The 18,944-nt window shown below is 70.7% G+C and carries 20 protein-coding genes; 13 read left to right on the top strand and 7 right to left on the bottom strand.

All coding sequences use genetic code 11. The features are described from left to right. Window position 1: 1 nt before the first annotated feature. From ACWD3I_RS19110 to ACWD3I_RS19095, 4 genes are all read right to left on the bottom strand, one after another. Window positions 2-1,105, bottom strand: coding sequence for an acyl-CoA dehydrogenase family protein (locus tag ACWD3I_RS19110; protein ID WP_365399136.1), 1,104 nt, complete (start codon window positions 1,103-1,105; stop codon window positions 2-4). After that, the gene (locus tag ACWD3I_RS19105) at window positions 1,102-1,518 is read right to left on the bottom strand and encodes a nuclear transport factor 2 family protein (protein WP_365399139.1); all 417 of its coding nucleotides are present in this window, start codon (window positions 1,516-1,518) and stop codon (window positions 1,102-1,104) included. The genes ACWD3I_RS19110 and ACWD3I_RS19105 overlap by 4 nt, the downstream gene beginning before the upstream one ends. Then, window positions 1,508-2,053: a carboxymuconolactone decarboxylase family protein gene (locus ACWD3I_RS19100; protein ID WP_365399141.1), complete on the bottom strand. Its 546-nt coding sequence runs from the start codon at window positions 2,051-2,053 to the stop codon at window positions 1,508-1,510. Before ACWD3I_RS19100 ends, ACWD3I_RS19105 begins: the two co-directional genes overlap by 11 nt. 85 nt (window positions 2,054-2,138) lie before the next feature. Further along, window positions 2,139-2,603, bottom strand: coding sequence for a pyridoxamine 5'-phosphate oxidase family protein (locus ACWD3I_RS19095; protein ID WP_365399144.1), 465 nt, complete (start codon window positions 2,601-2,603; stop codon window positions 2,139-2,141). Between the two features lie 136 nt (window positions 2,604-2,739). On the opposite strand from ACWD3I_RS19095, the gene ACWD3I_RS19090 reads away from it, so the two are divergent. The 13 genes from ACWD3I_RS19090 to ACWD3I_RS19030 are packed head-to-tail and all read left to right on the top strand — an operon-like array spanning window position 2,740 to window position 16,119. Next, on the top strand, window positions 2,740-4,194 hold the full coding sequence (locus ACWD3I_RS19090) for an aldehyde dehydrogenase family protein (RefSeq protein ID WP_365399146.1): 1,455 nt from the start codon (window positions 2,740-2,742) through the stop codon (window positions 4,192-4,194). Window positions 4,195-4,222: 28 nt separating this feature from the next. Then, window positions 4,223-5,611 (top strand): ABC transporter substrate-binding protein, encoded by a 1,389-nt coding sequence (locus tag ACWD3I_RS19085; RefSeq protein WP_365399149.1) that lies wholly within the window; start codon window positions 4,223-4,225, stop codon window positions 5,609-5,611. 9 nt (window positions 5,612-5,620) lie between these two features. Further along, the gene (locus ACWD3I_RS19080; protein WP_365399152.1) at window positions 5,621-7,732 is read left to right on the top strand and encodes a branched-chain amino acid ABC transporter permease; all 2,112 of its coding nucleotides are present in this window, start codon (window positions 5,621-5,623) and stop codon (window positions 7,730-7,732) included. After that, entirely contained in the window at window positions 7,713-8,423 is a 711-nt protein-coding gene (locus tag ACWD3I_RS19075; protein WP_365399154.1) for an ABC transporter ATP-binding protein, read from the top strand. The genes ACWD3I_RS19080 and ACWD3I_RS19075 overlap by 20 nt, the downstream gene beginning before the upstream one ends. Further along, window positions 8,420-9,127: an ABC transporter ATP-binding protein gene (locus ACWD3I_RS19070; RefSeq protein ID WP_365399157.1), complete on the top strand. Its 708-nt coding sequence runs from the start codon at window positions 8,420-8,422 to the stop codon at window positions 9,125-9,127. Before ACWD3I_RS19075 ends, ACWD3I_RS19070 begins: the two co-directional genes overlap by 4 nt. Then, window positions 9,124-9,519 (top strand): hypothetical protein, encoded by a 396-nt coding sequence (locus ACWD3I_RS19065; RefSeq protein ID WP_365399160.1) that lies wholly within the window; start codon window positions 9,124-9,126, stop codon window positions 9,517-9,519. Before ACWD3I_RS19070 ends, ACWD3I_RS19065 begins: the two co-directional genes overlap by 4 nt. Continuing rightward, window positions 9,485-9,802, top strand: coding sequence for a hypothetical protein (locus ACWD3I_RS19060; protein WP_365399163.1), 318 nt, complete (start codon window positions 9,485-9,487; stop codon window positions 9,800-9,802). Before ACWD3I_RS19065 ends, ACWD3I_RS19060 begins: the two co-directional genes overlap by 35 nt. 19 nt (window positions 9,803-9,821) lie before the next feature. Next, window positions 9,822-11,120 carry an amidohydrolase family protein gene (locus tag ACWD3I_RS19055; RefSeq protein WP_365399166.1) on the top strand — a complete coding sequence of 433 codons (1,299 nt, stop codon included), beginning with the start codon at window positions 9,822-9,824 and terminating at the stop codon, window positions 11,118-11,120. Beyond that, on the top strand, window positions 11,117-11,875 hold the full coding sequence (locus ACWD3I_RS19050) for an SDR family NAD(P)-dependent oxidoreductase (protein WP_365399169.1): 759 nt from the start codon (window positions 11,117-11,119) through the stop codon (window positions 11,873-11,875). The genes ACWD3I_RS19055 and ACWD3I_RS19050 overlap by 4 nt, the downstream gene beginning before the upstream one ends. Continuing rightward, window positions 11,875-13,053 (top strand): CaiB/BaiF CoA transferase family protein, encoded by a 1,179-nt coding sequence (locus ACWD3I_RS19045; protein WP_365399172.1) that lies wholly within the window; start codon window positions 11,875-11,877, stop codon window positions 13,051-13,053. Before ACWD3I_RS19050 ends, ACWD3I_RS19045 begins: the two co-directional genes overlap by 1 nt. Next, window positions 13,050-13,850, top strand: a complete 801-nt coding sequence (locus tag ACWD3I_RS19040) for an enoyl-CoA hydratase/isomerase family protein (RefSeq protein WP_365399175.1) — start codon at window positions 13,050-13,052, stop codon at window positions 13,848-13,850. Before ACWD3I_RS19045 ends, ACWD3I_RS19040 begins: the two co-directional genes overlap by 4 nt. Continuing rightward, window positions 13,835-14,971 (top strand): thiolase family protein, encoded by a 1,137-nt coding sequence (locus ACWD3I_RS19035; RefSeq protein ID WP_365399178.1) that lies wholly within the window; start codon window positions 13,835-13,837, stop codon window positions 14,969-14,971. Before ACWD3I_RS19040 ends, ACWD3I_RS19035 begins: the two co-directional genes overlap by 16 nt. Then, window positions 14,971-16,119, top strand: a complete 1,149-nt coding sequence (locus ACWD3I_RS19030; protein ID WP_365399180.1) for an acyl-CoA dehydrogenase family protein — start codon at window positions 14,971-14,973, stop codon at window positions 16,117-16,119. Before ACWD3I_RS19035 ends, ACWD3I_RS19030 begins: the two co-directional genes overlap by 1 nt. Window positions 16,120-16,122: 3 nt before the next feature. Here the strand turns inward: ACWD3I_RS19030 and ACWD3I_RS19025 are convergent, their stop codons facing one another. From ACWD3I_RS19025 to ACWD3I_RS19015, 3 genes are read right to left on the bottom strand one after another with little or no spacing between them, the layout of a single operon-like run. Next, window positions 16,123-16,530, bottom strand: a complete 408-nt coding sequence (locus ACWD3I_RS19025) for a DUF6336 family protein (protein ID WP_365399183.1) — start codon at window positions 16,528-16,530, stop codon at window positions 16,123-16,125. Window positions 16,531-16,554: 24 nt separating this feature from the next. Continuing rightward, window positions 16,555-17,577: a phosphotransferase family protein gene (locus ACWD3I_RS19020; RefSeq protein ID WP_365399186.1), complete on the bottom strand. Its 1,023-nt coding sequence runs from the start codon at window positions 17,575-17,577 to the stop codon at window positions 16,555-16,557. Next, window positions 17,577-18,863, bottom strand: a complete 1,287-nt coding sequence (locus ACWD3I_RS19015) for an acyl-CoA dehydrogenase family protein (protein ID WP_365399189.1) — start codon at window positions 18,861-18,863, stop codon at window positions 17,577-17,579. The genes ACWD3I_RS19020 and ACWD3I_RS19015 overlap by 1 nt, the downstream gene beginning before the upstream one ends. Window positions 18,864-18,944: the final 81 nt, after the last annotated feature.

Raw genomic sequence — 18,944 nt, 5'->3', positions numbered from 1 at the left:
CTCACTCCTTCCCGAGGTCGAGCAGCCGGCGGGCGATGATGTTCCGTTGGATCTCGGCCGTACCGCCGTAGATCGTGGCCGCCCGTGCGTACAGGTACTCGGTGCGCCAGGCCGAGTCGCCGAGCTCCAGTACCCCCGGCAGCAGGTCCCGCGCGGTGTCGAACAGTCGCTGTTCCGCCGTGGCCAGGAGCACCTTGTCCACCGAGGTCTCCGGACCGAGCCGGGCCCCCTCGGCGAGCCGCCGCTGAGTCGCGTGGGAGCGGCAGCGGATCGTGTGGAGGGCGAGGTACGCGGAGCCCAGCGCCGTGTCGTCCCGCTCCGCCGTCTCCTCCAACAGCCGGTCGAGGCGGGTGTAGAGATGGGCCACCCGGTGCCAGAAGCACGTCGAGCGCTCGTGCGGGAGCAGGTCCATGGCCAGCCGCCAGCCGTCCCCGGGGCGGCCGAGCATCCGGTCCGCCGGGACGGTGACGTCGTCGAAGAACACCTCGGCGAACTCGTCGGCGCCGTGCATCGTGCGCAGTGGCCGGACCGTGACGCCCGGGGTGTCCATGTCGACGAAGAAGGCGGTGATGCCGCCGTGGCCGGGTGCGGTGCGGGTGAGGAGGACGCAGCGGGCCGCGTACTGGGCGAGGCTCGTCCAGACCTTCTGGCCGTTCACCACCCAGGTGCCGTCGTCCCGGCGGGCCGCCCGGGTGGTCAGGGACGCCAGGTCGCTGCCCGAACCCGGTTCGGAGAAGCCCTGGCACCACTGTTCACGGCCGCTCAGCAGCAACGGGACCATTTCGGCGGCCAGTTCGGGAGACGCGTACGACATCAGCGTCGGGACGAGGACCTCGACCATCGAGTAGATACCGGGCTCGGCGAGGCCGCGGGTGGCGACCTCCTCGCCGAGCACCGCCCGGAACACGGCCGGCCCGCCGAGCCCCCTCACCTCGGCGGGCCAGCCGTAGCGCATCCACCCCGCGTCGAACAGGGCCCCGCGGACCCGGCCGAGCTGGGCGACCTGCGCGTCCAGGGAGTGGTCGGGGCCGGGGGAGAGGTCGTGTTCCGCGAGCCAGTCCTGGAGGGCGGAGCGGAACTCCGCCACGGTCGCGTGGGCGCTCATACGGCCGGGCGGTCGAAGGCGTGCGGGCGGCCCGAGTCGTGGGCGCCGCTGCGGCGGATGAACGTCATGGCACGCGTCCGCAGCCGCCAGCCCTCCGGTGTGCGCGCGTACGTGTCGTCGTAGTAGCCGATCCGCAGGTCGTGGGTGGCGTGGTCGACGAAGCAGAGGGGCTGGGTGCCCTTCGCCGTGTCGCCGTCCGTCTCCTCGACGACCGGTGTCCCGGTGAGGAACAGTCCCTTGGGGGCGGCCGCCACCAGCGCCGGGAACTCCGTGAGGGGATAGGTGTCGCCGAAGGCGCTGTAGGTGCCGTCGGGGGTGAAGACCGTGAGCAGTGCGTCGATGTCGCCCCGGGTGATGGTCACCGCGTAGCGGGCCAGGAGCTGCTGGATCTCCACGAGGTCGTCAGTGGTCATGGCCGTTCTCCTCCGCGACGGGCTCTACGCCGAACGTGTTGAACGCCATCGCCAGCACGGCGTACGTCCCGACCGTGAACACCAGGTCCATCCGCTGGCGTTCGTCGAGGTGCTCGGAGAGCGCCTCCCAGGTGCGGTCGGACAGACGGGAGTGGTCCTCCAGTTCGTCGACCGCGGTCAGGACCAGGCTGTCCAGGGGCTCGTCCGCCTTGCCCCGGCCCGCCGCCTCGATCCCGGCCTCCGTCAGCCCCGCCTCCCGCGCCAGCTTCACGTGGTGGGCCCACTCGTACGCGCAGTTCCTGCGCCCGGCCACGCGTAGTGTCGCCAGTTCGCGCACCCGGGGCGGCAGCGTCGAGCGGAACAGGATGTAGGTGCTGAAGGAGAGGAACGCCTCCGTCAGATCGGGATGGCGGGCCAGCCTGGACATCGCCGGGCCGGCGTCGTGCTCGTTGCGCATCCTCCTGGGGAGGAGCGCGGACAGCGCCTCGCGCGTGCGGTTGTCCCACTCCTCGTCCGGCAGCGGGGGAAGGCGCATCCGTAACTCCCTTGGGCCGAGGAGAGAATGACATTCTCTCCATGCGACCTGAAGGTTTCCATGTCGGTGGTGAGGGCGTCAACCGTCAGGTGCGCAGCTTGGCGAAGTCCCAACTGACGACGTTCTCGGGCCGGATCCTGAGCCATGCGTGCCGCCCGTCGTACTGGAAGGCACGCCCGCCCGCGTACTTGTCCGCGAACAACCGCTCGGGGGCGGAGAGTTCGTCCAGTGGCTCGCCTCTGCGGGGTGTCTCGCCCACGACCTGGGCACTTCCCGTCAGTTCCACTCCGCGCAGCCGCAGGAAGTCGAAGCCTCCGTCGTCGACGAGCACGCTGATGTCGGGATTCTTGCCGATGTCAGCCCATCGTCGGCTCTTTGTCAGGGAGTTGAGCCACAATGCCGTCCCGTCCCAGACGAACCAGAGCGCGCTCGTGTGCGGGCGGCCGCCCGGCCCCGCCGTCGCGACCCGGCACACCGGCTGGGCGCGCAGGAAGGCGTTCCGCTCCTCGTCCGTCATGGCGATCTTCGTGCCCCTGCGTTGACCGGGCATGATTCCTCCCGCTCTTCGATGAATGCCTAATTCTCGTGCACGGATGGTTGCTTCTCTTCTAGTGAGAAGCTACTTTCCACCGCAGGCGGGGCCGTGGCAAGCAGGACCCCGCGTCACCCGGAAGAGATGGGGAGCCGTGAGTCTTTTCCATGAGGACCGGCTGTTGATCGACGGTGAACTCGTCCACGCGGGACACAGCTTCGAGACCGTCGATCCGTCCACCGGAAAGGTGCTGGGCACGGCGTCCGACGCACAGGCCGCACATGTCGAGGCGGCCGTCGCCGCGGCCCGCCGGGCGTTCGACACCACCGACTGGATGCGCGACCGCGAGCTGCGACTGCGCTGTCTGCGCCAGCTGTACCAGGCGCTGATCGAGCACCGCGAGGAGCTGCGCGAGCTGACCATCGCGGAGGTGGGCGCACCCCGCTCGCTGACCCACGGCACCCAGCTCGACGAGCCGATCGAGCTGGTCAAGTGGTACGCAGACCTCCTGGAACGCTACGAGTTCCGCGAAGAACTCGCCTTGGTGGAGAGCCGGGGCCGGCCGCACCGCCGCTGGGTGGAGAAGGAGGCGGCCGGAGTGGTCGCCGCGATCCTGCCGTACAACTTCCCCAACCAGCTCGCCCTCGCCAAGCTCGCCCCGGCCCTCGCAGCCGGCTGCACGATCGTCCTCAAGGGCGCCCCCGACACCCCGTGGACCACACTCGCCCTCGGCCGGATCATCGCCGAGGAGACCGACATCCCCGCCGGGGTCGTCAACGTCCTCACCTCGTCACGGCCCGAGACCGGTGAGCTGCTCACCACTCACCCCGACGTCGACATGATCAGCTTCACCGGGTCGACCCCGGTCGGCAGGGCCATCATGGCGGCCGCCTCGGCCACGCTGAAGAAGGTGTTCCTGGAACTCGGCGGCAAGTCGGCGATGCTCGTGCTCGACGACGCCGACCTCGCCCAGGCCGCGATGTTCGCCGCCTTCACCGTCTGCACCCACGCGGGCCAGGGCTGCGGGATCACCTCACGGCTCCTGGTCCCGCGCGCCCGCCACGACGAGGCGGTCCGGCTGGTCGCCGCCATGCTCGCCCGGGTGACCTACGGCGACCCGACGGACCCCGCCACCCACATGGGACCCCTGATCAGCGAACGGCAGCGGACCACGGTGCACGGCCTGGTCGAGCGCGCCGTCACCGCCGGGGCCCGCCTGGTCACCGGCGGCCGGCCCGCTGAGCGCGAGGGCTTCTTCTACGAACCGACGCTGCTCACCGACGTCGATCCCGGCTCCGAGATCGCCCAGGAGGAGATCTTCGGACCCGTCCTGGTGGTCATCCCCTACGACGACGAGGACCACGCCGTACGGATCGCCAACGACTCGGTGTACGGCCTGTCCGGAGCGGTGCTCGGCGCCGACGACGACCGGGCGATCGCGGTCGCGCGTCGGATCCGCAGCGGCAGTTTCAGCATCAACGGGGGCATGTTCTTCGGCCCCGACGCCCCGTTCGGCGGCTTCAAGCAGTCCGGCATCGGACGGGAGATGGGTGTGGCGGGGCTGGAGGAGTTCCTCGAGCTCAAGACATTCGGCGTCCCGGCCAAGTAGCCGGGGACGGCACCGAGGAGGAAACCTCGTGAAAGTCCAGGCAATCCCCGCCGCCCTGCTGGCGGCCGCTCTGCTCGCCGTGGCCGGATGCGGCGGTCACGACGACGCCGGTGAGTCCGACAGCGGCGACGGCGCCCCCACCAAGGCCGCACAGCAGGCGGCCTCCGGCGACTTCGGCGATCTGAAGGGCGTCTGCGGATCCGGCACGGCGAAGAGCGCGCCCGCACAGGGTGTCACCGCCGACGAGATCAAGCTCGGAGTCTTCTCCGACATCGGTTTCACCAAGAAGTCCGAGTTCGTGGACGCCGCGAAGGTGTTCACCTCCTGGTGCAACGAGGCCGGCGGCATCAACGGCCGCAAGCTCGTCGCCACCACCCGCGACTCCAAGCTGATGGAGGTCCGCCAGCGCATGCTGGAGGCCTGCAAGGAGGACTTCGCGCTCGTCGGCGGCGGCGCGGCCCTGGACGCCCTCGGCGTCAAGGACCGGCTGGAGTGCACCCTGCCCGACTTCCCCGGCCAGGTGAGCCAGATCCAGAACAACGGATCCGACCTGCAGCTCAACGCGACCGGCGGCGCGTCCTACAACCGCTACGCGGGCTACTACGAATGGCTCCTGAAGGAGGGCTATCCGGGCTCCGCGGACGCCATCGGCACCATCGGCGGCGACGTTCCGGTCACCAAGGTCATCAACGCCGAGTCGCAGGAAGGTCTCCGGGCCGCCGGCGCGAAGATCATCTACAAGGACCTCTACCCAGCCCAGGGGGTGTCCGACTGGACGCCCTATGCCCAGGCCATCAAGAGCAAGGGCGTCAAGGGCCTCGTCTTCAACGGCGACTTCGTCAGCCTGGCCAAGCTGGAACAGGTCCTGACCGGCATGAACTACAAGCTCGACTGGATCGACGCCAACAACAACTCCTACGGCCCCGCCTTCCTCCAACTCGCGGGCAAGTCCCTCGACCTCCAGAACAACCTGGCCGACCTCAGCGGCGTGCACCCGCTGGAGAAGGCCGCCGACAACCCCGCCACCGAGCAGGTCGTCGCCCTCTTCAAGCAGTACGCCCCGAAGGCCCAGGTCACCCTGCCGGCGGTACGCGGCTTCGCGTCCTGGCTGCTGTTCGCCAAGTCCGCCAAGAGCTGCGGCGACGACCTCACCCGTACCTGCGTCTACGAGGCGGCCCGCAAGGAGTCCACCTGGACGGGCGGCGGACTGCTCGCCCCGGTCGACCTGACCACCTCGGATGCCGCACTGACCTGCTTCAACATCGAGAAGGCCACCTCCAAGGGCTGGCAGCCCGCCGACTTCGGTCCGACCGACGGCGCCTACCGCTGTGACGCCCCCGCCTACAAGTTCAAGGGCGACTACGGCAAGCCCCTGACCCTGGCCGACGTCGGCAAGAGCATGAGCGATGTGAAGTGACGTGAACTGATGGAACAGTTCCTCACCTTCGGGATCGTCGGCCTGAGCACCGCGGCCATCTACGCGGTGATCAGCAGCGGCCTGGTCCTCACCTACGTCACCACCGGCGTGTTCAACTTCGCGCACGGGGCGGCGGGCATGCTGGCGGCGTTCTGCTACTGGCAGTTCACCGTCGGCTGGGGCTGGCCGGTCCCGGTCGCCCTGGCGCTGGTGCTCCTGGTGCTGGCCCCGGGCTTCGGCCTCGCCGTGGAACGGGTCCTGATGCGGCCCGTGCAGCGCCTCGGCGAGGCCGAACGGCTGGTGATGACAGTGGCGCTGCTCAGTGGCGCCATCGCCGCCGCCCGCTGGATCTGGGACCCCAACGTCCCGCGCCCGCTGGGGGTCTTCTTCGCCGACCGGAAGCCCTTCCACCTCGGCCCCGCCACCGTCACCTGGCACCAGGCACTCACCATGACCGTCGCCGTGGCCGTCGCGGCGGGCCTGTGGTTCCTCCTCAACCGCACCCGCACCGGCGCCGAGATGCGCGCCACGGTCGACGACCGCGCACTGGTGCAGCTGACCGGAGCCGACCCGGTCCGGGCCAGCCGCGCCGCCTGGATCCTCGGCACCCAACTCGCCGCTGTCGGCGGCATATTGATCGCCCCGACCGTCGCCCTCGACGCCTCCCAGCTCTCCCTCCTCATCGTCAGCGCCTACACCGCCGCCGTCTTCGGCAGGCTCCGCAGCCTCCCCCTGACCTTCGTCGGCGCCATCGTCGTCGGCTGCCTGGAAAGCTACCTCACCGGCTACCTCCCGCAGAACGACTACCTGCCGGGCCTGCGCCTCGCGGCCCCCGCCCTCCTCCTCTTCCTGGCGTTGCTCGTCTTTCGCCATCCCCGTCTGCGCGGCCGGGGCCACCGACTCGTCCAGGTACCCGCCCCGACCCTGCGCGGCACGGCGGTCTTCGCGCTGGCGACCGTCGCGTTCGCGGTCGTCCTCGCCACCACCCTGGGCGAGGCGGACCTCGTCACCTACGGCCCGATCTTCTCCCTGGGCATCGTCGCCCTCTCCTACATCCCCCTGGCCGGGTACGCCGGACAGATCTCCCTGTGCCAGCTGAGCATGGCCGGCATCGGCGCCGTCGTCTGGGGACACCTCGGCGCACACGGCGAGTTGTGGGCGCTGGCGGCCGCGATCGCCGTGTCGGCGGCGGCCGGCGCGCTGATCGCGATACCCGCACTCCGCTTCTCCGGCGTGTATCTCGCCCTGGGGACCGCGGCGTTCGCGGTGGTCCTCGACCGCTGGATCTTCACCCTGCCCTCCTTCGAGGTGCTCGGCGTGCGGATCGCGCTCTTCGACCAGGGATCGGTGGAGATGGCGGGCCCCGGCCTCTTCGGCCTACGACTCGACTCCGAGGCCGAGTTGATGATCCTGGCCGCGGTCTGTCTGGGCCTCGCCTCCCTCGGCGTCGGCCGTCTGCGCCGCAGCGGATTCGGGCGCCGGCTGATCGCGCTGCGGGACAGCGAGGCGGCGTACGCGACGCTCGGCGGCAACCTCCTGATCACCAAGGTGCTGGTGTTCTCCCTGTCGGCGGGCATCGCAGGACTCGGCGGCGCGCTCTACGGCATGCAGCAACGGTCCATCACCGCCGAGCAGTTCAGCCTCGTCGCCGGACTGCCCATCTTCCTGGTCGCCGTGATCGGCGGCCTCGGCGCGGTGGGCAACGGCCTGTTCGCCGGCACGGCCTTCGTCGGCCCGAACCTCCTGATCGGCCTGGCCTCCTGGACCCAGAACATCGTCAGCGTCCTGCCCGCCCTGGCCGGCATGGGCCTCGGCCACAGCCCCCAGGGCATCATCACCAGGTTCCGCCAGGAATGGGAGCCGCTCGGCCGGGACCGGATCGCCCTGCCCGCGCTGCTCGGCGGGCTGACACCGGGCTGGGCGCTGCGGCTCACCGACGTCATCAACGGCTGGACGTTCCTGCTCGGTTCACTGGCCCTGGCATACGCCCTGCGCGGGTACGCGGCCGCCCGCCACACCCCGCGGACCGAGCCGGACGTGCCGGTCGAGTGGTGGGGCGTACGGCGTCCCTGGCGCCCTCAGGACGGGGAGGTGCTGGCCCGTGCCACTGCTGGACGTTAGCGGAGTGACCGTCGCCTTCGGCGGCAACCGCGCCCTGGACGGCGTAGGCCTCCAAGCCGAACGCGGCCAAGTCACCGGCCTCATCGGACCCAACGGGGCCGGGAAGAGCACCCTGTTCGACGTGGTGTCCGGGCTGCGCAGGCCCGCCACGGGCAAGGTCGTCCTCGACGGCCGGGACGTCACCCGTCTCGGCCCGGCCCGTCGCTCCCGGCACGGACTGGCCCGCACCTTCCAACGCCTGGAACTCTTCGGCCGGTTGAGCGTCCGAGACAACCTCCTCGTCGCCGCGGAACTCGGCCCCGACCGCAGACGGGCCCACGCCTGCGCCGACGGCATCCTCGGACGCCTCGGCCTCACCGGCATCGCCGACGCGAGCGCCGACACCCTGCCCACCGGAGTGGCCCGCCTGGTCGAGGTCGGCCGCGCCCTCGCCGTACGCCCCGGCCTGCTGCTCCTCGACGAACCCGCCGCCGGACAGGACGGCGAGGAGACCGAGCGGTTCGCGGCCCTGCTGCGCTCGCTCGCCGACGACGGGACGGCCGTCGTCCTCGTCGAGCACGACATGGGACTGGTGATGGGCGTGTGCGACGAGGTGTACGTGCTCGACCTCGGCAAGGTCATCGCCGTGGGGCCGCCCGAGGTGATCCGCGCCGACGAGACCGTGCTGGCGGCCTATCTGGGGGACGCGTGAACACCCTGCTGGAACTGCGCGCCGTACGCGCCGCCCACGAGGGCATCACCGTCCTGCACGGAGTGGACCTGGCCGTCGCGGCGGGCCAGGTCGTGGCGCTGCTCGGCCCCAACGGCGCCGGGAAGACGACCACGTTGCGGGTCGCCGCCGGAATCCATCCCGCACTCTCCGGCGAACTCCTGCTCGGCGGACGGGACATGACCGGAGCCGATCCGCGCGACCTCGCCCGGGCGGGCATCTGTCTCATCCCCGAGGGGCGTGGGGTGTTCCCCAACCTGTCGGTCCGCGACAACCTCCTGATGATGACCTTCACCGGCCGTGGCCGCGAGGAGATCGAGGAGACCGCGTTCGGCCGCTTCCCGGTCCTCGCCCAGCGCGCCGGGCAGGCGGCCGGCACCCTCTCCGGCGGCGAGCAGCAGATGCTCGCCCTCGCCCGCGGACTGGCCACCGACCCCGCCGTCCTGCTCCTCGACGAACTGTCCATGGGACTGGCTCCGTTGGTCGTCTCCCGCCTCTACGAACAGGTCGCCGAGATCGCCCGCCAGGGCGTGGCGGTCCTGGTCGTCGAGCAGTTCGCGGCGGCCGTCCTCGGCATCGCCGACCACGCCGCCGTCCTCGTACGCGGCCGGGTCCGACGCCAGGGCAGCCCGGACGACGGCCTGCGCGACGAACTGTCCGCCCTCTACCTGGGGAGTTCCGCATGACACCCACCGAGCCACGTAACGACTCCCGTGCGGATCGCTTCGTCCGCGAACTCGCCGAGCTCAGGGTCCCCGACCCGGCCGCCGCCCGTTCCGCCCTGTGGCTCCGCGTCGGCGGCGCCCTGATGGTCGTAGGGCTGGTGCTCGCACTGTCGGCCTACTTCGTCACCCACAACACCCAGAACCCCCTCGACCAGCGCGACGGCCTCGCCCTGGGCCTCGGCGGCATCGCCGCGACCGTCGTCGGCGCCGCGCTGTTCCTGCGCCACTCGCTCACCGGCTTCCTGCGGTTCTGGATGGCCCGCCAGTCCCACGACCTCGCCGTGCTCGCCGACCGCCTGTGTGAAAGGGATCCGAACCATGACCTCACCAGCACCGACGCTGCGCCCCGGTGACCAGCTGGCGGGCGCGCAGAGCACCACGAAGGTGGTTGTCGTCCGTGCTCCCGCGGACCGGCGCCCGGAGATCACCTGCGGCGGCACCCCGATGATCCCCGCGGCCACGGCACCGCCCGCGCCCGCCACGAACGCCGAGCCGGACATCCTCCTCGGCAAGCGCTACGTCGACGCCGGCGGCACTCTCGAACTCCTCTGCACCAGCGCCGGCGTCGGTGAACTCGCCAGCGACGGCGTCCCCATGACCCTCAAGGCCGCCAAACCCCTCCCGGCCTCCGACTGAAGACCGAAAGGCACGGCAGATGCTCAAGGACGACATGATCCTGATCAGCGTCGACGACCACATCATCGAGCCGCCCGACATGTTCGTGAACCACCTCCCGGAGCGGTACCGCAAGGACGCCCCCCAACTCGTGCACCGCGACGACGGCACCGATGTCTGGCAGTTCAGGGGTGTCACGATCACCAACTCCGCGCTGAACGCGGTCGCCGGCCGCCCCAAGGAGGAGTACGGCGTCGAACCGCAGGGCCTCGACGAGATCCGGCCCGGCTGCTACGACGTCCACGAGCGGATCAAGGACATGAACGCGGGCGGTGTCCTCGCCCAGATGAACTTCCCCTCCTTCCCCGGCTTCTCGGCCCGCCTCTTCGCCACCGAGGACACGGACTTCTCGCTCGCCCTGGTCCGGGCGTACAACGACTGGCACATCGACGAGTGGTGCGGCGCCTACCCCGGTCGCTTCATCCCCATGGCGCTGCCCGCCATCTGGGACGCCGAACTGTGCGCGGCCGAGGTCCGCCGGGTCGCCGAGAAGGGCTGCCACTCGCTGACCTTCACGGAGAACCCGGCCGTGCTCGGCTACCCGAGCTTCCACGACGACTACTGGAATCCGCTGTGGCGGGCCCTGTCCGACACGAACACCGTGATGTCCGTGCACATCGGGTCGTCGGGCCGTCTCGCGATCCCCGCCGCCGACTCGCCTCCCGACGTGATGATCACGCTCCAGCCGATGAACATCGTCTCGGCCGCCGCCGACCTGGTGTGGTCCCGCCCGGTCAAGGACTTCCCCGACCTGAAGATCGCCCTGTCGGAGGGCGGCACGGGATGGATCCCGTACTTCCTGGAGCGCCTGGACCGCACGTACGAGATGCACTCGACGTGGACCCTCCAGGACTTCGGCGGCAAGCTCCCCTCCGACGTCTTCCGCGAGCACTTCCTGACCTGCTTCATCACCGACAAGCTCGGCGTACGGCTGCGTCACGAGATCGGCATCGACAACATCTGCTGGGAGGGCGACTACCCGCACAGCGACTCCCTGTGGCCGGACGCGCCGGAACAGCTCCACGACGTCCTGGAGTCCTGCGACGTCCCCGACTCCGACGCCTCGAAGATCACATACGAGAACGCGATGCGCTGGTACTCCTTCGACCCCTTCGCGCACATCCCGCGCGAGCGGGCCACGGTGGGCGCACTGCGCCAGGCGGCCGAGGGCCACGACGTCAGCGTGCGCCCGCGCAGCCACCAACTCGTCGAGCCCGCCGAGAAGTTGGCGTCGTTCCGGTCCAAGGCCCGCGCGGCGGCCGCGGCGGCCGCCCAGTGACGGGACTCTTCGACCTCACGGGCCGCTCGGCGCTGGTGACGGGAGCGGCGGGCGGCATCGGCGCGGCGGTCGCCCACGCCCTCGCCGAGGCGGGCGCCGCCGTCCTCGTCACCGACGTGGACGGTTCCGCCGCCGCGGCCGTCGCCGGGAAGATCACGGCCGCGGGCGGTACGGCGGACAGCGCGACGCTGGACGTACGGGACCGGGGCGCGGCCGACGCCGCCGTGGCCAAGGCGGCTTCACTCTCGGACGGCCGGTTGCACATCCTGGTGAACAACGCCGGCATCACCGCGCCGGCCATGTTCGCGGATCTGGACGAGAAGAGCTTCCGCCGACTCCTCGACATCCATGTCCTCGGCACCTTCACCTGCTCCCAGGCCGCGCTCCCGTACCTGCCCGTCGACGGCACCGGACGCATCATCAACGTCACCTCGTCGGCGGGCCTGACCGGCACGCTCGGCCAGGTCGACTACTCCGCCGCCAAGGCCGCGGTCATCGGCATGACCAAGTCCCTGGCGAGGGAGCTGGCCCGTAAGCAGATCAAGGTCAACGCCCTGGCGCCGCTGGCCGCCACCGTGATGACCGAGACGATCCGCACCCACGAGAAGTTCGCCGCGACCATGCTGGCCCGTATCCCGCTGGGCCGCTGGGCCGAGCCCGAGGAGGTCGCCGGTGCCTTCGTGTTCCTGGCCTCGGACGCGGCCTCCTTCGTCACGGGGCAGGTGCTGCCGGTCGACGGCGGCCTGGTGATCTGATGCGTTCCCCGCAACGGAAGGGGCCGCTGTCCGGGGTCACGGTGGTGGCGCTGGAACAGGCCGTCTCCGCCCCGCTGTGCACCCGGGTGCTGTGCGACCTCGGCGCCCGGGTGATCAAGGTGGAGAACCCGGACGGCGGCGACTCCGCCCGGCACATCGACAACGTCGTGAACGGCCAGGCCGCACACTTCGTCTGGGTCAACCGCGGCAAGGAGTCCGTGACGCTGGACCTCAAGTCCGAGGCGGGGATGGCGGTCCTGCACCGGCTGCTCGACCGCGCCGACGTCCTCGTCTCCAACCTCACCCCCGGAACCACGGCCAAGCTCGGCCTCGCCCCCGACGACCTGGAAACCCGCCACCCCGACCTGATCGCGGTCGAGATCGACGGCTACGGCCAGGGCGGCCCGCTCTCCCACAAACGCGCCTACGACCTTCTCGTCCAGGCCGAGTCGGGAGTCTGCGCGATCACCGGACACCCCGGCGCCCCGGCCAAGCCGGGCCCGCCCATCGCGGACGCGAGCACCGGGCTGTACACGGCACTGTCCATCGTGGCCCTGCTGTACGCGGGGGAGCGTCGGGGCGGTCGCGGCGGTGCCGTCGCCGTGAGCCTCTTCGACACCATGACCGAGCTCATGGGGTATCCGCTCACCTACACCCGCCACTCGGGCATGGAGCAGCAGCCGATCGGTCTCGGCTCGCCCGCCGTCGCCCCGTACGGCGCCTACCGCACGGCGGACGGACAGACGGTCGTCCTCGGCACCACGAACGACCGCGAATGGCAGCGCCTGGCCCGGGACCTGCTGCACCGTCCCGACCTGGCGGACGACGAGCGGCTGCGCACCAACCCCGGTCGGGTGGCCCACCGCGGACTGCTCGACAGTGCGATCGGCGCCTGGTGCGCCCGGCACGACCTGGCCCGCGTCCAGCGGCGCGCGGACGAGGCCGGCATCGGCAACTCCCGCTACAACACGCCGCGCGACGTCCTCGCCCACCCGCACCTGGCCGCCCGCGACCGCTGGCGCACCGTCGACACCCCGGGCGGTCCGATCCCCGCCCTCCTGCCGCCGCCGGTCATCGCCGGGTACGACCCGCCCATGGGGGCCGTCCCGGGCCTCGGCGAGCACACGGTGAAGGTGCTCGCCGAACTCGGCCTGACAGAAGGGGAGATCACCGGGTGACCGTACTGCTGTCGAGTGACACCGGAGGCGTACGGACCCTCACCCTGAACCGGCCGCACCGCAAGAACGCGATCAACCCCGAGCTGTGGGGCGCCCTGCGGGACGCGCTCACCCGAGCGGCCGACGACGGTGTGCGGGCTCTCGTCCTCACCGGTGCCGGGGGAGCCTTCTGCTCGGGCGCCGACCTGAGGACCGTGGACACCAGGCACCCGCTCGACAAACTCCGCGCCCTCAACGAAGTCGCCCTTCTCCTGCACGAGTTGCCGATCCCGACGATCGCCAAGGTCGACGGCGTGGCCGTCGGCGCGGGCTGGAACCTGGCCCTCGGCTGCGACCTGGTCGTGGCCACCCCGCAGGCCCGCTTCTCACAGATCTTCACGCGCCGCGGGCTCTCCCCGGACTGCGGCGGCACCTGGCTGCTGCCGAAGCTCGCGGGACTGCAACAGGCGAAACGGCTCGCGCTGCTGGCCGACATGATCGACGCGGAGGAGGCACGGTCGCTGAACCTCGTCACCTGGGTCGTGCCGGGCGAGCGGATCGACGAGTACGTCACCGACCTCGCCGACCGGCTGGCCGCCGGCCCGCCCGTGGCCCTCGCCCAGACCAAGGCCCTCCTCGACGAGGGGACCGGCCGCACCCTGCGCGAGGCGCTCGCCGGGGAGGCCCGCGCACAGGCGGTCAACTTCGCCACCACCGACGTACCGGAGGCGTACGCGGCGTTCGCGGAGAAACGCGAACCGCGCTTCACCGGCCGCCGGCACCGACCCTCGGAGGACCCTTCATGCGCGAAGCAGTGATCGTCGAGGCCGTCCGCACACCGGTCGGCAGGCGCGACGGCGGCCTGTCCGGCATGCACGCGGCCGACCTCTCCGCCGTGGTCCTGCAAGCGCTCGTCGAGCGGACCGGCATCGATCCGGCCGTCGTGGACGACGTCGTGTGGGGCTGTGTCTCCCAGGTGGGAGACCAGTCGAGCAACATCGGCCGCTATGCGGTCCTGGCGGCCGGCTGGCCCGAGTCGATCCCGGGCACGACGGTCAACCGGGCGTGCGGTTCGAGCCAGCAGGCTCTCGACTTCGCCGCGCAGGCGGTCATGTCCGGCCAGCAGGACGTGGTGGTCGCGGGCGGGGTCGAGGTGATGAGCCGGGTGCCGCTGGGCGCGGCGCGGGCGACGGGGACGCCGTACGGGCCGAAGGTCCTCGCCCGTTATCGCGACTTCTCGTTCAACCAGGGGATCTCCGCGGAGAGGATCGCGGAGAAGTGGGGATTCCCGCGGACGCGGCTCGACGAGTACGCCGTGCTGTCGCACGAACGGGCCGCGGCCGCACAGGACCTGGGTGCCTTCGACGCGCAGATCACGCCCGTGGAGTCGACCGGGGCGGACGAAGGCGTACGACGGGACAGTACCGTCGCGAAGCTGGCCGCGCTGAAGCCCGCCTTCCGCGACGACGGGGTGATCCACGCCGGCAACTCCTCCCGGATCTCCGACGGCGCGGCGGCACTCCTGGTGACGACACCGCAGAAGGCGCGGGAACTGGGGCTGCCCCCTCTGGTGCGCTACCGCGCGGGAGCGGTCGTGGGTGCCGACCCGGTGCTGATGCTCACCGGGCCGATTCCCGCGACGGAGAAGGTGCTCCGCAAGGCAGGCGTAGGCCTGGCCGACGTCGGTGTCTTCGAGGTGAACGAGGCCTTCGCGCCGATCCCGCTCGCCTGGCTGGCCGAGACGGGCGCGGATCCGGCCCTCATGAACCCGCTCGGGGGCGCCATCGCGCTGGGCCACCCCCTCGGCGCGTCCGGCGCCGTGCTGGCGACCCGCATGATTCACCACATGCGCGCCCACGGCATCGGCTACGGCCTGCAGACCATGTGCGAGGGCGGCGGCACGGCCAACGCCACGGTTCTCGAACTCCTGGGGGTGTGATGCGGCGCGATGTCTTCGACGGCGACCATGAGGACTTCCGCAAGCTGGTACGGGAGTTCGTGGCCAGGGAGGTGGTACCGCGGTACGCGGCATGGGAGCAGGACGGTCGCCTGCCGCGCTCGTTCTTCGAACAGCTGGGCTCCCTGGGCGTGCTGGGCATGGCGATCCCGGAGGAGTACGGAGGAGCGGGTCGCGACGACTACCGCTACAACGTGGTGCTCCAGGAGGAGGCCGCCCGTGCCCTGGTGACCCTCGGCACCGTCCGCACCCAACTCGACGTGATCCTGCCGTACTTCCTGGCCTACGCCGATGACGCACAGCGCGCCCGCTGGCTGCCCGGTCTGGCGGCGGGGAAACTGCTGACGGCCATCGCCATGACCGAACCGGGAACGGGTTCGGACCTGGCCGGCATCCGCACGACGGCGGTACGCGCCGGCGAGACGTACGTCCTCAACGGGTCGAAGACCTTCATCACCGGCGGCCTGCTCGCCGACCTGGTCATCGTCGTCGCCCGCACCTCGACCGACCCCGGTGACCGCCGGGCGGGCCTGACCCTGCTGGTCGTGGAGGACGGTATGCCCGGCTTCACCCGCGGCCGGGTCCTGGACAAGATGGGCATCAAGGTCCAGGACACCGTCGAGCTGGCCTTCGACGACGTACGCGTCCCGGTGGCCAACCGGCTGGGGGAGGAGGGCGCGGCCTTCGGCCACCTCGGTCACAACCTCCCGCAGGAACGGATGACGGTGGCGGTGGGCTCGGTCGCCCAGGCTCGTGCGGCGCTGGACACGACGATCGAGTACGTCAGGGAGCGCGAGGTCTTCGGGAAGCCGGTGGCCTCCTTCCAGAACACGAAGTTCGAACTCGCCGCCGTCTCCGCCGAGATCGAGGCCGCCCAAGCCATGCTGGACCGCGCGGTCCTCGGACTCGTCGCGGGCGAACTGTCCGGCGCGGACGCCGCGAGGGTGAAGCTCTTCTGCACGGAGATGCAGGCCCGCGCCGTCGACCGCTGCCTCCAACTCTTCGGCGGCTACGGCTATATGGCGGAGTACCCGATCTCCCGCCTGTACGCCGACGCCCGCATCACCCGCATCTACGCGGGCACCAGCGAGGTGATGAAGGTGATCATCGCGAAGTCGCTGGGGCTGTGAGGATCACCGGCCGTGGAGCCAGCTGTCGTATGCGGCCTGGTCCACCAGGTTGTAGAGGCCGATCGCGATCGGGGCGAGGATCAGCCCGGCCATGCCCAGGCGCACACAGGTCGGCGCCATGATGGACACGGCGCCGGTCTGGCGTGTGACCGTCTTGGCGTCCCGCCAGCGCCGGACATCACCGCCGGCGACCGCCCAGAGAAGCGCCCCGAAGACAAGCTGGACCAGGGCGAGGACCAGGGAGATTCCTCCTACGACCGACAGGAACTCCGTGCGGTCGTGGTTGTCCGCGATGAACAGCATCCCGACGGTGAGCACGGCGGCGGCACCCAGTCCGAACAGGGCGCCGCGCCGCACCACATCCCTCAGCCGCAGACGCGGCATCCTCACCCCGTCTTCGTCAACGATCATGGCGGCACCCTATAGGCCGATACGTCAGGCCCCGTAGCGCGTCGTCTCCGCCAGATCGGCCGCGCTCCTCATCAGGTCCAGCACCATCGGCCCGAACGCCTGCAACTTCTCGTTGTCCCCGGCCCGTTGGAACCCCTGCTCCAGGACCACGCCGAGCTTCCACTGGGCCAGGACGTCGTAGTAGTCCATGTCGTCGACCTGGCGGCCCGAGACCGCGGAGTAGTGCTGGATCAGGGCGTCACGGGAGGGCATGCCGGTCAGGTCGACGTACGACGCCGTCGCCGCCTCGGGGGCGTTCGTGTTCTCGGGCCAGCCGCGGAGCATCCAGGCGAGGTCCAGTTTGGGGTCGCCCACCGTGCCCATCTCCCAGTCGACGATGGCGGCGAGGCGGGCGGGGGCGCCGTGGCGGTACATGACGTTGGCGAACTGGTAGTCGCCGTGCATGAGGCCGGGGACGTAGTCGAGCGGTTCGTGGGCGCGCAGCCAGCCCGCCGCGACCTCGAATCCGGGCAGCTCGCGTCCCTTGACCCGTTCCAAGTAGCGCGTCCAGCGGTCGACTTGGCGTTCGTGGAAGCCGTCGGGGCGGCCGAGGTCGGCCAGGCCCCTCGCCTTCCAGTCCACCCGGGACAGCAGGGCCACCCCCTCCGCCATGGCGTACGCCAGCCCCGCCCGGGCCGCCAGGTCCGAGTCGAAGGGGGCCGGCCAGCCCCGTCCCACGTTCATCGGCGACCAGCCGTCGACGAACTCCATGAGATAGAAGGTGCGGCCCAGGACGGACGGGTCCGCGCAGACGGCGATCGCCTCGGTGTGCGGGACGTCCGTGCCGTTCAGCGCCTCGATGATCCGCCATTCCCGGAAGATGCCCTCGTCGCGGGCGGCCGGCGCGGTGGTCGGCGGGATGCGCAGGGCGCAGTGGAGCTCGCCGCGGCGGATCTCGTAGATCTCGTTCTGGGCGCCGCCGGAGACGTAACGGTGCTCGATCGGCTCGCCCTTCCCGGGCAGCCCGGACTCGTCCAGCCAGCCCGCCAGGCGCTCGACGTCGATCATCAGGCCTCCAGGAAGTCGGCGTATTTCGCGCGTGCCGCCTCGACGCGCCTGGGCAGGTAGGCGCTGGGCCACAGATCGTCGCTCGGCTCGTGGTCGCGCAGCACCTGCCGGGCCACCGTCACCTTGTGCACCTCGGTCGGTCCGTCGGCGATACCGAGGACGCTCGCGCCCAGCAGCATCCGGAACAGGGGCATGTCGCCGCTCACACCGAGGGCGCCGTGGACCTGGATGGCGCGGTGCGCGATGTCGTGCAGGACGCCCGGCAGCAGCACCTTGACCATCGCGATGTCCTTGCGGACCTTGCGGTAGTCGTTGTACTTGTCGATCTTCCACGCGGTGTGCAGCACGGCCAGTCGGAACTGCTGGAGCTGTGCCCACGAGTCGGCTATGTGCCCCTGCACGAACTGCTTGTCCGCCAGCACACTGCCCTGGGTGTGCCGGCTCAGGGCCCGCTCGCACATCATGTCGAAGGCCTTGCCCGCCAGCCCGATCGTCCGCATCGCGTGGTGGATGCGCCCGCCGCCGAGCCGCGTCTGGGCGATCACGAAGGCCTGTCCCTCGCCACCGAGCAGCGCGTCCGCCGGGACCCGTACGCCCTCGTAGCGCACGAGCGCGTGCGAGCCGCGCTCCTGCGGCTCACCGGCGAGAGCGACGTTCCGCTCGATGACGATGCCGGGGGTGCCGGCCGGGACCAGGAACATCGACATGCTCTTGTACGGGTCGCCCTCGGGGTCCGTCACCGCCATGACGATGAAGAACGCGGCCGTCCTGGCGTTGGACGAGAAGTACTTCCAGCCGTCGACGACCCAGTCCGCACCGTCCCGCACCGCCCGGGTCGTGAACTCCTTCGGGTCGGCGCCCGCCTGCGGCTCGGTCATCGAGTAGCAGGAGAAGATCTCGCCCTCCAGCAACGGCCGCAGATACCGCTCCTTCTGCGCCTCGGTGCCGTAGTGGGCGAGAATCTCGGCGTTCCCCGTGTCCGGGGCCTGGCAGCCGAAGACGATCGGGGCCCAGGAGGCGCGGCCCAGGATCTCGTTGAGCAGGCAGAGCTTGACCTGTCCGTGTCCCTCGCCGCCCAGCTCGGGGCCGAGGTGGGTCGCCCACAGTCCATGGGCGCGCACTTCCTTCTTCAGCGGGTCCAGGACCCGGCGGAGGTTCTCGTCGGGCGGGGTGAACTGCAGGCCGTCCCACAGGAGATCAAGGGGTTCGACCTCCTCCCGCACGAAGCGGTCCGCCCAGTCGAGCTGTGCCTGAAATTCGGGTTCGGTTTCGAAGTCCCACGACATTGTGTCTCCTTCCGGCGGCTGTCAGAATAGCGTTCTCATGAACGAGAACACAATTCCCTTTTCACGGAACAGCGTTGCCGA

The organism is Streptomyces sp. NPDC002817 (genome assembly GCF_053592055.1).
Note: the sequence above shows the minus strand (reverse complement) of the source record. Positions and strands in the feature narration are given on the sequence as shown.

Bases quoted from the DNA above. Each gene is read 5' to 3' on its own strand.
- ACWD3I_RS19110 (WP_365399136.1), bottom strand. From the start codon at position 1,105: ATGAGCGCCCACGCGACCGTGGCGGAGTTCCGCTCCGCCCTCCAGGAC.
- ACWD3I_RS19045 (WP_365399172.1), top strand. From the start codon at position 11,875: ATGCGTTCCCCGCAACGGAAGGGGCCGCTGTCCGGGGTCACGGTGGTG.
- ACWD3I_RS19020 (WP_365399186.1), bottom strand. From the start codon at position 17,577: ATGATCGACGTCGAGCGCCTGGCGGGCTGGCTGGACGAGTCCGGGCTG.
- ACWD3I_RS19025 (WP_365399183.1), bottom strand. From the start codon at position 16,530: ATGATCGTTGACGAAGACGGGGTGAGGATGCCGCGTCTGCGGCTGAGG.
- ACWD3I_RS19035 (WP_365399178.1), top strand. From the start codon at position 13,835: ATGCGCGAAGCAGTGATCGTCGAGGCCGTCCGCACACCGGTCGGCAGG.
- ACWD3I_RS19030 (WP_365399180.1), top strand. From the start codon at position 14,971: ATGCGGCGCGATGTCTTCGACGGCGACCATGAGGACTTCCGCAAGCTG.
- ACWD3I_RS19105 (WP_365399139.1), bottom strand. From the start codon at position 1,518: ATGACCACTGACGACCTCGTGGAGATCCAGCAGCTCCTGGCCCGCTAC.
- ACWD3I_RS19015 (WP_365399189.1), bottom strand. From the start codon at position 18,863: ATGTCGTGGGACTTCGAAACCGAACCCGAATTTCAGGCACAGCTCGAC.
- ACWD3I_RS19060 (WP_365399163.1), top strand. From the start codon at position 9,485: ATGACCTCACCAGCACCGACGCTGCGCCCCGGTGACCAGCTGGCGGGC.
- ACWD3I_RS19080 (WP_365399152.1), top strand. From the start codon at position 5,621: ATGGAACAGTTCCTCACCTTCGGGATCGTCGGCCTGAGCACCGCGGCC.
- ACWD3I_RS19095 (WP_365399144.1), bottom strand. From the start codon at position 2,603: ATGCCCGGTCAACGCAGGGGCACGAAGATCGCCATGACGGACGAGGAG.
- ACWD3I_RS19100 (WP_365399141.1), bottom strand. From the start codon at position 2,053: ATGCGCCTTCCCCCGCTGCCGGACGAGGAGTGGGACAACCGCACGCGC.
- ACWD3I_RS19055 (WP_365399166.1), top strand. From the start codon at position 9,822: ATGCTCAAGGACGACATGATCCTGATCAGCGTCGACGACCACATCATC.
- ACWD3I_RS19065 (WP_365399160.1), top strand. From the start codon at position 9,124: ATGACACCCACCGAGCCACGTAACGACTCCCGTGCGGATCGCTTCGTC.